Annotated in this window: 14 protein-coding genes; 5 read left to right on the top strand and 9 right to left on the bottom strand. The window is 63.5% G+C overall.

Going from position 1 to position 12,857, the window contains the following annotated elements; all coding sequences use genetic code 11:
* Positions 1 to 72 precede the first annotated feature (72 nt).
* Together ubiA and QOS90_RS01085 are read right to left on the bottom strand one after the other, a co-directional pair.
* Positions 73 to 963 carry a 4-hydroxybenzoate octaprenyltransferase gene (gene ubiA / locus QOS90_RS01080; RefSeq protein ID WP_085272160.1) on the bottom strand — a complete coding sequence of 297 codons (891 nt, stop codon included), beginning with the start codon at positions 961 to 963 and terminating at the stop codon, positions 73 to 75.
* Positions 963 to 1,520: a chorismate--pyruvate lyase family protein gene (locus QOS90_RS01085; RefSeq protein ID WP_027592136.1), complete on the bottom strand. Its 558-nt coding sequence runs from the start codon at positions 1,518 to 1,520 to the stop codon at positions 963 to 965. Before QOS90_RS01085 ends, ubiA begins: the two co-directional genes overlap by 1 nt.
* A 169-nt stretch (positions 1,521 to 1,689) precedes the next feature.
* On the opposite strand from QOS90_RS01085, the gene QOS90_RS01090 reads away from it, so the two are divergent.
* From QOS90_RS01090 to QOS90_RS01105, 4 genes are all read left to right on the top strand, one after another.
* A complete protein-coding gene (locus tag QOS90_RS01090) occupies positions 1,690 to 1,857 on the top strand; it encodes a rubredoxin (RefSeq protein WP_027592137.1) in 168 nt (55 codons plus the stop codon).
* 34 nt (positions 1,858 to 1,891) lie between these two features.
* The gene (locus QOS90_RS01095; RefSeq protein WP_085272161.1) at positions 1,892 to 3,040 is read left to right on the top strand and encodes an NAD(P)/FAD-dependent oxidoreductase; all 1,149 of its coding nucleotides are present in this window, start codon (positions 1,892 to 1,894) and stop codon (positions 3,038 to 3,040) included.
* A gap of 188 nt (positions 3,041 to 3,228) precedes the next feature.
* Positions 3,229 to 3,528: an HU family DNA-binding protein gene (locus QOS90_RS01100; protein WP_027592139.1), complete on the top strand. Its 300-nt coding sequence runs from the start codon at positions 3,229 to 3,231 to the stop codon at positions 3,526 to 3,528.
* A 147-nt stretch (positions 3,529 to 3,675) separates the two neighbouring features.
* Positions 3,676 to 4,050 (top strand): helicase, encoded by a 375-nt coding sequence (locus QOS90_RS01105; protein WP_027592140.1) that lies wholly within the window; start codon positions 3,676 to 3,678, stop codon positions 4,048 to 4,050.
* Between the two features lie 130 nt (positions 4,051 to 4,180).
* Here the strand turns inward: QOS90_RS01105 and QOS90_RS01110 are convergent, their stop codons facing one another.
* The 6 genes from QOS90_RS01110 to exbB all read right to left on the bottom strand — a co-directional run bounded on the left by QOS90_RS01110 (position 4,181) and on the right by exbB (position 10,897).
* On the bottom strand, positions 4,181 to 5,584 hold the full coding sequence (locus tag QOS90_RS01110; RefSeq protein WP_027592141.1) for an aminoacyl-tRNA deacylase and HDOD domain-containing protein: 1,404 nt from the start codon (positions 5,582 to 5,584) through the stop codon (positions 4,181 to 4,183).
* 78 nt (positions 5,585 to 5,662) lie between these two features.
* Positions 5,663 to 7,741, bottom strand: coding sequence for an ATP-dependent DNA helicase RecG (recG, locus tag QOS90_RS01115; RefSeq protein WP_027592142.1), 2,079 nt, complete (start codon positions 7,739 to 7,741; stop codon positions 5,663 to 5,665).
* Positions 7,742 to 7,744: 3 nt separating this feature from the next.
* Positions 7,745 to 8,671, bottom strand: coding sequence for a hydrogen peroxide-inducible genes activator (locus QOS90_RS01120; protein ID WP_027592143.1), 927 nt, complete (start codon positions 8,669 to 8,671; stop codon positions 7,745 to 7,747).
* Between the two features lie 94 nt (positions 8,672 to 8,765).
* Positions 8,766 to 9,497, bottom strand: coding sequence for an energy transducer TonB (locus QOS90_RS01125; protein WP_027592144.1), 732 nt, complete (start codon positions 9,495 to 9,497; stop codon positions 8,766 to 8,768).
* On the bottom strand, positions 9,494 to 9,922 hold the full coding sequence (exbD, locus tag QOS90_RS01130; RefSeq protein ID WP_027592145.1) for a TonB system transport protein ExbD: 429 nt from the start codon (positions 9,920 to 9,922) through the stop codon (positions 9,494 to 9,496). The genes QOS90_RS01125 and exbD overlap by 4 nt, the downstream gene beginning before the upstream one ends.
* A gap of 3 nt (positions 9,923 to 9,925) precedes the next feature.
* Entirely contained in the window at positions 9,926 to 10,897 is a 972-nt protein-coding gene (gene exbB / locus QOS90_RS01135) for a tonB-system energizer ExbB (protein ID WP_027592146.1), read from the bottom strand.
* Between the two features lie 192 nt (positions 10,898 to 11,089).
* Here exbB and QOS90_RS01140 point away from each other — a divergent pair, with 192 nt between their 5' ends.
* Positions 11,090 to 11,947 carry an SDR family oxidoreductase gene (locus QOS90_RS01140; RefSeq protein ID WP_027592147.1) on the top strand — a complete coding sequence of 286 codons (858 nt, stop codon included), beginning with the start codon at positions 11,090 to 11,092 and terminating at the stop codon, positions 11,945 to 11,947.
* Between the two features lie 130 nt (positions 11,948 to 12,077).
* On the opposite strand, the gene QOS90_RS01145 is transcribed toward QOS90_RS01140, so the two are convergent.
* Positions 12,078 to 12,803 (bottom strand): hypothetical protein, encoded by a 726-nt coding sequence (locus QOS90_RS01145; RefSeq protein ID WP_027592148.1) that lies wholly within the window; start codon positions 12,801 to 12,803, stop codon positions 12,078 to 12,080.
* Positions 12,804 to 12,857 lie beyond the last annotated feature (54 nt).

A 12,857-nucleotide genomic window follows, 5' to 3' on the forward strand; every position in this document is an offset into this window, starting at 1 on the left:
GCCGGCTCCCACAGGGGCAGCAGTTATGCAAACTCTGTGGGAGCCGGCTTGCCGGCGATAGGGCCGGAAAAGTCAGCGCAATGCGTAATCCAGCACGACCCCAATGAACACCAGCAACCCCGCCCAGTGATTGTGCAGAAACGCCTTGAAGCACGACTCGCGGTCCAGCTTGCGCGTCGACCAGAACTCCCAGGCAAAGCACAACGCCGCCCCCAGCAGCCCCAGGTGGAACCAGCCGTCCAGCTCGAAGCGGCTGCCGGCCAACAGCAGGCAAGCCAACGACAGCAACTGCAAGGTCAGGATGATCACCCGATCGGCTTCGCCAAACAGAATGGCCGTCGATTTCACGCCGATCTTCAGGTCATCGTCGCGGTCGACCATGGCGTAGTAAGTGTCGTAGCCCACGGTCCACAGCAGGTTGGCGATGTACAGCAGCCAGGCACTGGCCGGCAGCTCACCGCCAGCAGCGGTGAACGCCATGGGGATACCCCAGGAATACGCGGCGCCCAGCACCACCTGCGGGTAATAGGTATAGCGCTTCATGAACGGGTAGCAGAACGCCAGGGCCACGGCGCCGAACGACAGCCAGACGGTCCGGCTGTTGGTGCACAGCACCAGCAGAAAACTCACCCCGACCAGGATCGCGAACAGTGCCAGCGCCTCGCGGGGCTTGACCCGGCCGCTGGCCAAAGGGCGGTCGGCGGTGCGTTTGACGTGGCCATCGACCTTGCGGTCGGCAAAGTCATTGATGCAGCAGCCTGCAGCGCGCATCAGCACCACGCCGAGGCCGAAGATCAGCACGTTGGCCAGGGTCGGCGAACCTTGCCCTGCAATCCACACGGCCGACAGGGTCGGCCACAGCAGCAGGTAGATGCCGATGGGGCGGTCCATGCGGCTGAGCTGGACAAAGTCCCAGGCGCGCGGGTGCACGCGGTTGAGCGACTTGAGCAGTTGCAGGTACATCAGCGGTTTTCCTCCTTGGCCGCTTGCCACAGGGCTGGCAGGAACACCTCGGCTACCAGCAGGTCCAGGCCGTCCCGTTCAAAGCGTGAGCGTCTGCCCCAAAGCGCATCATGGCGGGCCTCGGTCGGTAACCAGGCTTGTGGATAACTGCACACTTGCAGGGGGTGGCGAATGAACGCCTGGTCACAGAACAGCAACTCGCCCAGCGAGCGGCTGCCCAGGGTCTCGAGGTCCAGGCCACCGCGCTCCAGGGCACTGCGGCTGGCCACGCTGCGGGCGAACACCCAGGGCTGGCCGTGGCCACGCAGGTACACCTCGCGCACCCAGCCTTGCGCCCCCGGCGCGATGCCCAGGGCCAGGCATTCGTCATCACGCAGTGGCTGCCAGCCTTCCAGCAGCGGGGTGACGGAGAAATGATCGTGGGACAGGCGGGTCAGGCGGCGGGTCAGCGAGCCCTCGTCGAACAGCCAGTCCAGGGTCGGCTGGTCGATCTCGGTCGCCAGCTGTGAATACGGCAGCCACGCGACAGCGGCTGCTTGCGGGGATTCGTACGACACGTCGGTATGCTTGTTACAGCCAGAGAGGCGGCGAGCTTAGCATGATTGCCCCGACTGCTTGCATACTGCTGGCAGGGCCAGTAAAAAGCCCCCAAAGATTGCGCGGCGGCCCCCTGGCGGGCCATCAGCAGCGACACAAGCCCGAGCCTGAAACGAGGAATCCGTACCGATGAAAAAATGGCAATGTATTGTCTGTGGCCTGATCTATGACGAAGCCGAAGGCTGGCCCGACGACGGCATCGCCCCCGGCACCCGTTGGGAAGACGTGCCTGCAGACTGGCTGTGCCCCGACTGCGGCGTCGGCAAGAGCGACTTCGAAATGATCGCCATCGGCTGATCATCCCCTGTTCCCACCCTGAGGTAAGCACGACATGACGTCCCCCGTAGTCATCATCGGTACTGGCCTGGCCGGCTACAACCTGGCCCGTGAATTTCGCAAGCTCGATGGCGAGACGCCGCTGCTGTTGATTACCGCCGACGATGGTCGTTCCTACTCCAAGCCCATGCTCTCCACGGGTTTTGCCAAGCTCAAGGATGCCGATGGGTTGTGCATGGCCGAGCCAGGCGCGATGGCCGAGCAGCTCAAGGCCGAAATCCGCACCCACACCCGTATCAGCGGCATCGACCCCGGCCACAAGCGCCTGTGGATCGGCGAAGAGGCCGTGCCCTATCGCGACCTGGTGCTGGCCTGGGGCGCCCAGACCGTGCAGGTGCCGATCGAGGGTGACGCTGGCGGGCAGGTATTCCCGATCAACGACCTGGAGGACTACGCACGCTTTCGCGCCGCCGCTGCCGGTAAGCAGCGCGTGCTGATTCTGGGCGCAGGCCTGATTGGCTGCGAATTCGCCAATGACATGAGCCTGGGCGGGTTCCAGGTCGAGGTGGTGGCCCCGTGCGAGCAGGTGATGCCGACCCTGTTGCACCCAGCCGCCGCCGCTGCCGTGCAGGCCGGGCTAGAAGGCCTTGGCGTGCGCTTCCACCTGGGCCCGGTGCTGACGCGCCTGCAGCAGGTTGCGCAGGGCCTTGAGGCGCACCTGTCCGACGGTAGCGTGATCGCCTGCGACCTGGTGGTTTCAGCCATCGGCTTGCGCCCCCGTACTGATCTTGCCGCCGCTGCTGGCCTGCAGACTAATCGCGGCGTGGTGGTGGACCGGCAGTTGCGCACGTCCCACGCCAATATCTTCGCCCTGGGCGACTGCGCCGAGGTGGACGGCATCAATCTGCTCTATGTGATGCCGCTGATGAGCTGTGCCCGCGCCTTGGCGCAAACCTTGGTCGGTAACCCAACGGCCGTCAGTTACGGGGCGATGCCGATCACCGTGAAGACCCCAGCGTGCCCGCTGGTGGTCTCGCCGCCCCCGCAAGGGCACGACGGCAACTGGCAGGTGGAGGGGCAGGGCAGCGACCTCAAGGTGCTCTGCCACGATGCTGACGGCAACCTGCTGGGCTATGCCCTGACCGGTGCGGCCGTGATGGAAAAGCTGGCCCTGAATCGTCAGTTACCCCCGTTAATGGCGTAAATAGCGGGCATTCTGTCGGGTTTATCCTGTTGTTGCTCACACAATGGCCGCCCAGATACTGGCGCGGCCTCGGTGAGCGTGCCATTCTCACTCCCGTCTGCCGCAGATTAGAGCCTGCGGTGCCTTGAGCGCTGCTCCCAGAGGCAGCACGGCATAACAACAAAAAATCCCGTCAAAGAGGCTTCACTATGCGCAAACCAGAACTCGCCGCTGTCATCGCCGAAAAGGCCGATCTGACCAAGGAAAAGGCCAACGTGGTGCTGAATGCGATCCTCGACAGCATTACCGGTGCGCTGGACAAGGACACCGTGACCCTGGTCGGTTTCGGCACCTTTGAAAAACGTCACCGTGGTGCGCGCACCGGCAAGAACCCCCAGACCGGCGAGCCGGTGAAGATCAAGGCCAGCAACACCGTAGCCTTCAAGCCAGGCAAGAACCTGCGTGACAGCGTCAACGTACCGGCCAAGCCAGCCAAGAAAGGCAAGTGATCGAATCCTGACATCCCCAGTGTCGGTTCAGCGGGCGCCCTAGGGCGCCCGTTGTGCTTTCTGTAGGGATATGTTGCGAACTTGCATAAATAGTTCTGGAAGAGGATAAACTGCGCCACTCAGTCATTTTTTATTCGAGGCGCGTTGATGAAGTTCCGCTTTCTTCTCTGGGCCATGGGGCTGTTGATGGCCAGGGCCAGCCGTAACAACCCGGCGTTCAAGCAGCAGCTCAAGGACAAAGATCTGGTATTCCAGATGCAGACCCTGGACGGCAAAATCGCCCGGCACTTCATCGTCAGCGACGAGCGCATCAGCAGCAAAGGTGGCGTGCACCCGCAGCCGGCGTTCGCCATTGCGTTCAAAGATGCCGCTTACGGGTTTGCCACGCTGCAGGCAAGCAACAAGCAGTTGGCCTTTATGCAGGGGATTCAGGACAAACACATCCAGATCAAGGGCAATCCGGCGTTGGTGATGTGGTTCCAGGGCTTGATGAAGTACCTCAAGCCGAAGAAAAAGCGCTGAGCCTGGCCCTGTAGGAGCAGCCTTGCGCTGCGAAGAGGCCGGTGAAAACACAGTGAACTTCGCTGCAGTCACCGGCCTCTTCGCAGCGCAAGGCTGCTCCTACAACGGGTGCGCATTACGCCCCACGCTATTAGTGCGGGGCGTGAAACTGCGATGCCAGTTCCCGCAGCAGGGTTTCGGCCTCCAGCACCTTGTTCACCACATCCTCGGCCTTCTCCCGAGTCACCCCCAACCGCTCCAGCAGTTCATCGGGTACCTCCTCCTGAGGCCCCGAGCCAATCCCGCGCGAACGCAGCAGGCGCGTCGCCAGGCACACCAGGTTGGGGAACGCCGCATAGACGCCGTCATAAGACGGGTCATGCTGGAAGCGCAGCGCCGTCGAGAGCTCTTCTGGCATGTCCCACAGCTTCATCAACCACGCGCCGATCTGCTCGCGGTTGATGCCCAGCAGGTGTTGCTCCACATAGGTGTGGCACAGGTGCGGGTTGACCTCCAAGTGCCGGCAGATCAGCGAGAAGTGCGGCGGGAACACGTGCGCCAGCAGCAGATAGCCAAAGTTGTGCAGCAGCCCCGCCAGGTAGGTCAGGCCGGCTTCCGGGCGCTCTGCCCGGGGCATGGCGCGGGTCAGGCCTTCGATGATGGCTGCGGTGTAGATCGACTGCTGCCAATACGGTGTGGCCTGCTGCGGGTGATCCTTGGGCAGGCTCAGGGTCTTGCCCAGGGCCAGCCCCAAAGCCAGGTTGATGACCAGGTCGAAGCCCAGCACGCGCACGATGGCGTCTTCCACTGAACGGATCTTGCCTGGTGAGGCGTAGTAGGGCGATGCCGCCCAGCTGACCACCTGCGCAGCCAGCGCAGGGTCGGTCTCGACCACGCCGGTGATGTCATCGATGCTGGCGTTGGGGTCTACCCGCAGCTTGATGATTTTCTGCGCCGTGTCGGCCAACGGCGGGATTTCAATGGTTTCTTCCAGGCGCTTCTGGATACGTCGGGCGGTAAAGGCCTGGACCGCTTGGGTGATTTCGTGGGAGTCGTCATCAGGCCGGTCGAGGTTGGGGCTGATGGCCTTCACCTCCTGGCCAAAGCTGCTGGCGCTGGCCTTGGCGAGCATGCGCTTGAAGTCCGTGCGGTCGATTTCCAGCAGCAGCCCGGCTTCGCCGGACTGAATCAGCACCGTCTCACAGTCGAGCAGGCTTTTTTCGTACTGGCACGGCGAGCTGGTCAACGCCGGAATGCCCGGCAGGCGCTTGAGGTGGTGCTTGTCGAGCATCTGCTTGAGCCGGGGGACCGATACGGCGGTCAGCTTGCGGCCGGTCAGCTCGGTCAGGCGATTGAGGTCAAGCAGCTGGCTCTGCGGGAACAACACCATCAAGGCGCCGACTTCGTCGTCGAGGAGCACCGCCTGCACCCGCGAGGCGGCAGGCAATTGCGCATGCTCGAGCACTTCGCGGTAGGTGACGCCAACCTTATCGAGCAGCAGCCGGATAACAGAGGGCGCGTGTGGGGTTGCGGTGTCCAGGGCAACTTCAGTCATGGTCCGTATCCACTAATTCTTTTAAACGCGAAGTATAACCAGTCCCGCCGCAAATCTGGATCCATTGTGGGACTGGCGTCACACTTGGCCGTATTGCTGGCCGTGCCGCAGCCAGCGGTCAAGCAACGGGCTGACATGGTCCGGCCAGCGCGCGATCAGCGCTTGGGCGGCATCACGTACGGCCGGCAGCAGGTCGGCATCACGCATCAGGTCAGCGACCTTGAACTGTAGCAGGCCGGTCTGGCGTGTTCCCAGCATCTCGCCGGGGCCGCGCAGTTCCAGGTCTTTTTCCGCGATGATGAAGCCATCGTTGGTTTCACGCATGATCCCCAGGCGTTCGCGGCCGATCTGCGACAGTGGCGGGTGATACAGCAACACGCAGTGGCTCACCGCGCTGCCCCGGCCAACCCGGCCACGCAGCTGGTGCAGTTGGGCCAGGCCCAGGCGTTCGGGGTTCTCGATGATCATCAGGCTGGCATTGGGCACGTCCACGCCCACCTCGATGACCGTGGTTGCCACCAGCAGTTGCAGCTCACCGGCCTTGAACTGGGCCATGATCTCGGCCTTTTCCGCAGGCTTCATGCGCCCGTGGATAAGGCCGACGCGTAGCTCGCCCAGGGCGCTGCCAAGCTCCTCATAGGTGCTCTCGGCCGCTTGGCAGGTCAGTTCTTCTGACTCTTCGATCAGGGTGCACACCCAATAGGCCTGGCGCCCCTCGGCACAGGCGGCGCGTACCCGTTCGACCACTTCGAAACGGCGGCTGTCGGCCACCAGCACGGTGTTCACCGGCGTACGCCCGGGTGGCAGCTCGTCGAGGACCGAGGTGTCGAGGTCGGCGTAGGCGCTCATCGCCAAGGTCCGAGGGATCGGCGTCGCAGTCATGATCAGCTGGTGCGGGCACAGCTCGCCGGCCACGCCTTTTTTGCGCAGGGCCAAGCGTTGCTGCACACCGAACCGGTGCTGTTCATCGATGATCGCCAGGGCCAGGTGCTTGAATTTGACCTCTTCCTGGAACAGCGCATGGGTGCCCACCACCATCGGTGCACCGTTGGCGATTTGCTCCAGCGAGCTGGCCCGGGCCTTGCCCTTGAGCTTGCCGGCCAGCCATGCCACCTCGATGCCCAGCGGTTCGAGCCAGCGCTTGAAGGTAATGAAGTGCTGTTCGGCGAGGATCTCGGTGGGGGCCATCAACGCCACCTGGTAACCGGCCTCCAGCGCTTGCAGTGCCGCCAGTGCAGCTACCACCGTTTTACCGGCCCCGACATCGCCCTGTACCAGGCGCATCATGGGCTCGGCCTGGGCCAGGTCGTAGGCAATTTCGTTGGCCACCCGTTGCTGGGCGCCGGTCGGCTTGAAGCCCAGGTTGGCCAGGTACTGCGCCGGCAACCGGCTGGCCTTGGGCAGTACGGGGGCACGCAGGCTGCGCAGGCTCTCGCGCAGGCGTTGCTGCGACAGCTGGTGGGTCAGCAGCTCTTCGAAGGCCAGGCGGTGTTGAGCCCAATGCTGGCCTTCGGCAAGCTCGTCAAGGTCGGCATCGGCCGGCGGGTTGTGCAGGTAGCGGATGGCATCGTCCAGCGGCGCCAATTGGTAGTCCCGGGCCAGCTCATCGGGCAGCCAGTCTGGCAGGCTGCGCGGGCCAAGCATGCCAAGGCTCTGCTGGCAGAGCAGGCGCAGGCGTTGCTGGGTGAGGCCTTCGGTGGACGGGTAGATCGGCGTCAGGGTCTGTTCCACCGGGGGCGGTGGCTCGTCGCCGTTGAGCGCCCGGTACTCCGGGTGGTAGATCTCCAGGCCAGAGGCGCCGGGGCGTGCTTCGCCATAGCAGCGCAGGTGCGTGCCGCGTTTCAGGCCTTCTTTTTGCGCATTGCTGAAGTGATAGAAGCGCAGGCTCAATACGCCGCTGCCGTCACCCAGGCGCACCACGAGGCTGCGGCGCTTGCCCATGGTGACGTCCGCACCGCTTACTACACCTTCGATCACGGCATCCTGCCCCGGGCGCAGTTCGCCAATGGGCACCACACGGGTGCGGTCCTGGTAGCGCAGGGGCAGGTGGAACAGTATGTCCTGCAGGTTCTCCAGGCCAACCTTGGCGAGTTTTTCCGCCATGGCATCGCCCACACCTTTGAGCACCGTGACCGGGACCTTCGACAGCTCACTCATGACTCAGGCCGGCTGTTCCACAGGAGGTTTGGCGACCGAGCAGAGGCGGATCGAGTCAGCAAGGATCTCGATGGCCTTGGGCCGCGGGAAGCTTGCACGCCAGGCGATGGCCACGGTGCGGAACGGTGCTGGCGCAGTCAGCGGGCGCACTTCGATGATGCCTGGCGCGTAATGGTGGCTGTGCACGGCCGACAGCGGCAGGATCGAGACGCCAAGGCCCGAGGCAACCATGTGCCGAATGGTTTCCAGGGAGCTGGATTCCACCGTGGTGTGCCGGGAGCCTTCGCCGCCTTTGTTCAATGTCGGGCAGGCTTCCAGGACCTGGTCGCGGAAGCAGTGGCCTTCACCGAGCAGCAGCAGGCTCTTGTCGTTGAGCATGGCGGTGTCGATGGTCTTTTTGGCCGTCCATGGGTGGTCGGCAGGCATCAAGGCGCAGAATGGCTCATCGTACAGCGGCAGGGTCAGCACGTCGGCTTCGTTGAACGGCAGGGCGATGATCACTGCGTCGAGTTCGCCGTTGCGCAGTTTTTCGCGCAGTACGTGGGTGAAGTTCTCTTCGATGTACAGCGGCATCTGCGGCGCCACACGGTGCAGCTGCGGGATCAGGTGCGGGAACAGATAAGGGCCGACGGTATAGATGGCACCGACCTTGAGCGGGGCCGTCAGCTGGTTTTTGCCGGCCTGGGCCAGCTCGCGGATGCCTTGGGCCTGTTCCAGTACCTTCTGCGCCTGGGCTACGATGCTTTCACCGACCGGGGTCAGGCGCACCGCGCTCTTGCTGCGCTCGAAGATCAGCACGCCAAGCTCGTCCTCGAGCTTCTTCACACCGACCGACAGGGTCGGTTGGCTCACGTGGCAACGTTCGGCCGCGTGGCCGAAATGTTGTTCCTGGGCGAGTGTGACGATGTAGCGTAATTCTGTGAGGGTCATAACGTGCGTCCATGAAGTTGCGAGCCCAGCATAGCGGCTGCAATCGATAGACGCACGTTATCAGACTTGCCGATTTGTGACAGAAACAAAAGTCTCAGCGGCGGTCCAGCGAGTAGACGAACGGCGCCACGACTTCGATCGTGCCGTTGTTCAACAACTCGGGTGGCGGCTTGGGTACCGTGCCGGCACGACGGATCATTTCCAGGGTCGCCCGGTCCAGTGCCGCGCTGCCCGAACCCCCGGCCATGGCGTACGACACCACCTTGCCTTCGGCATCGACCACGAAACGCAGGCGGTTGATGCCCTGCAGGCCGCGACGACGCGCGTCTTCCGGGTAACGCTTGTACTTGGCCAAGTGGCGCAGCAGGTCACTCTGCCAGGTAGGCAGGGCGTTGCTGTTGGACGCAATGCTCGGTGCCGGTGCCGCGGACTTCTGCGGCGGCGTGTTGCTTGGCGGTGCGTCTACCACGCTTTCGGTCGGCGGCGCTTCCTTCGGCGGCTCAGGCTTTTTCTCGGGCTTGGGCGGCTGGGGCTTGGCCTTCGGCTTGGGCGGCTTGGCGATGGCGATCTTGGGTTTAGGGGCTTCCACCAGCTTGGGCAACGGCAGTTCTTCAACCGGTGCCGGCGGCTGGGGGACGGCTTTTGGAGGAGGAGGTGGCGCAGGCTCCGGCAAAGGTGCCAGCTCGACCATCATGGCTGCCGGCGGCAGCTCGATGGCCTGAGGCACCGACCAATTGAGCGTGAGCAGCACAGCGACGGCATGGACACCCAGCACCAGTGCCAGGCTGCCGCTGTAACGCGCCAGGTTGTGCCGCGTCTTCGTCATTTCTTGGCTGCCGTCTCGAGACCTACCAGACCGACCTTCAAATAGCCGGCCGCGCGCATGTTGTTCATCACTTCCATCAGGTCACCGTAATCCACGCCCTTGTCGGCCTGGAAGAAGATGGTGGTTTCCTTGTCGCCCTTGGTCTTGGCATCGAGCATCGGGCCAAGCTGGTCGGGCGCAGATACCTGATCGTCGCCGACATACAGCTTCTGATCGGCCTTGACGCTGACGAACACCGGTTTCTCGGGCCTCGGCGCTGGCTTGGCGGTCGAGGCCGGCAGGTCGACTTTGATGTCGACCGTGGCCAGGGGCGCCGCCACCATGAAGATGATCAGCAGTACCAGCATCACGTCGATAAACGGCGTAACGTTGATTTCGTGGTTTTCGGCGAGGTCGTCGCCACCTTCGTTGAGATGCAGGCCCATGGCTTACCCCACTTTCACCATGTGCGGGGCGGCGCGCTCGCTGCCTTGGTGGTCCAGGTCACGGCTGACCAGCAGCAGCACCTGGGCAGAAGCGTCAGACACCTGAGCCTTGTAGCCGGCAATGGAGCGGGCGAAGACGTTGTAGATGACCACTGCCGGAATTGCTGCAACCAGGCCCAAGGCGGTTGCCAGCAGGGCTTCGGCGATGCCTGGGGCAACCACTGCCAGGTTGGTGGTTTGGGTCTTGGCGATGCCGATGAAGCTGTTCATGATGCCCCACACGGTGCCGAACAGGCCGACGAAAGGTGCGGTCGAACCAATGGTGGCGAGCACGCCGGTGCCGCTGCTCATGTTGCGGCCGCTGGCGGCTACCAGGCGCTCAAGGCGGAAGGCGACGCGCTCCTTGATGCCCTCTTTTTCACGTGCATTGGTCGACAGGCGCATCTCTTCGAGCGCATCGTGGACCAAGGTGTGAGCCAAGGTGCCTTCCTTGTTCGAGACGTCGCTGGCTTCCTTGAGGCTGGCGGATTTCTTCAGCTGGGCGATCTCGCCGCGCAGACGACGCTTGGCGCCCATCAGCTCGAAGCCTTTGGCAATCCAGATGGTCCAGGTGATGATCGAGGCAATGGCCAGGCCGATCATGACGATCTTCACCACGATGTCGGCGTTTTTGTACATGCCCCATGGGGACAGGTCGTGCGCCATGCCCAGGGTAGTATCTTCGACCAGTGCTTCGACGCTTGGGTCTGCAGCGGCTGGCGCATCGGCCGGGGCGTTGGCGACAGGTGCCGAGCCGTCTGCGGCTGGGGCAGCGGCGGTGTTAGCCGGGGCGGCAGCGGCAGCCGGGGTGCTGGCGTTGGCAGTTGGCTCATCGGCCATGGCCACTGGGGCCAGCACCAGGCTGAACATCAGCGCGGCAATGGCACGCCAGGCGCGCGACGGGGTTGGCGAAGCGGAGGGTTGAGTACGTGTCATGCTGGCCGGACCTGATGAAGAAAAAGAGTGAACGTTCTCCAAGGCCTCGAGATAGGCCGAGAACAGATAGGGGCGCCATTATTGCAAGTAATTCTTGTTAACAAAAGTAATCTTGTTGCTTTTTTCACCTAAGGTCTAGCCACTCATCGTGTAGCGTGGCGGGTTTGATCAACTGGTCTAGGGAGTTTTGAGATGTCAGACCTTTCAGTAATGGTCGTAGGTTGTGGTGATGTGGGCGGCCGTCTGGCCCAGCAATTGCTGGCCCGCGGCTGGCAGGTGAGTGGCCTGCGCCGCGCGGTCGAGCACCTGCCAGCGGGTGTTGTACCGGTAGCTGCCGACTTGGCCGAACCCACCATCCCGCCAGCGTGGCCACAGCGAGCGCCGGACTACCTGGTGTACTGCGTGGCGGCCAGCCAGCACGACGAGGCGGGGTATCAGTCGGCCTATGTCGACGGGTTGCGCCATGTGCTGGCCTGGCTTGCCGAACGTGGTCAGCACCCGCGTCGCTTGCTGTTTGTGTCCAGCAGCAGCGTGTTTGCGCAAAAAGACGGCGAGTGGGTCGACGAGACGGCTGTCACCGAGCCGGAAGGGTACTCTGGCCGGATCATGCTCGACGCCGAGCGCTTGGCGCTGGCCAGTGGTATCCCGGCAAGCGTGGTGCGCTTGACCGGCATCTACGGGCCGGGCCGTGAATGGCTACTGAGCCAGGTGCGTCAGGGCTACCGTGTAGCTGAAGAGCCGCCGCTGTATGGCAACCGTATTCATGCCGAAGACGCCGCAAGCTTGCTGGCTTATCTGCTGCAGGCCGATGCCGACGGCGTGGCGCTGGACGACTGCTATATAGGTGTCGATGACGACCCGGCGCCGCTGGCCGATGTGGTGGGCTGGTTGCGTGGGTACCTGGGCGTTACCGAGTGGTCGGATGAGCAGCGGGTGCGCCGTACGGGCAGCAAGCGCTGCAGCAATGCCCGTGTGCGGGCGTTGGGCTGGGTGCCAGAGTACCCCAGTTACAAAGAAGGGTATGCGGCGATTCTGCAGGGTAAGGGGTGAGTCTACCGGCCTCTTCACGGGTAAACCCGCTCCCACAGGGTGAGCGCTGATTCGGATGTCAGCGGGGTAGCTGTGGGAGCGGGTTTACCCGCGAAAGGGCCGGCGTGACGGGTAGAGATCCTGGCAGGCCTCAGTCCTTCTCCAGCACCCATTGCCGAGCACCGGCCGCCAATACCGGCATTTCATCCGGCTTCGCGCGGTTAACGGCCTGGAAAATCTCCAGCGTGTCGCCATCACGCTTGATGATAAACGGCGCGCCGCGCTGTTTGCGCTCCAGCCACAGGCTGTCGTTGCTGCCGCCCATGGTCGCGCAATCGCCGGCCAGGCACAGGGCAAAACGGTCCGGGCCAGGCAGGCCACTGACGTTGCCGGTGTCGCTGAAGCGAACGGCGGTGCCTTTGCCCTGGCCTTCGATGATTTTCCATTCACCGCCCAGGTAGGCCTGGTACAGCGCCTTCTCGAAGCTGCCACCCAGCGGTGCATTGCCGGGTTGCTTGACGCGCACGAAGGTTTGTTCGGTACCGGACTGCGCAGTGGTTTTCAGCTCGTCGCCATCCAGCGCCAGCTGCTCGGTCTGGCCGTCCTGGAAGCTGGCCAGCCATTGCTTCTCGTTGGCGCTCAACTGGCCGTCGGCAGCCTCGAAGCCATTGCTGAAGCTGGCCTGTTGGTGAGCCACGTCGAGTTTCCACTCGAACACAGGGCCGTGTTCATTCAGTGCCTGACGCAGGCTGCCACTTTTGACGGCGGCTTTGATGGCGTCCTGGTTGATCCAGGTGCCGTTGAAGTCTTCGGGTTTATGGCTGGCGCAACCGCTCAGAAGCAGGGCTGCCAGCGCGAGGGGCAGTGCTTGACGCATGGTGGGTAACCTTGGGGAGAGAAGGTGACGGGCAGGGCGCCCGTCACCAGGGGC

The sequence above is a fragment of the Pseudomonas sp. LAIL14HWK12:I10 genome (assembly GCF_900184205.1).
In the GTDB taxonomy this organism is placed as follows: Bacteria; Pseudomonadota; Gammaproteobacteria; order Pseudomonadales; family Pseudomonadaceae; genus Aquipseudomonas; species Aquipseudomonas kermanshahensis.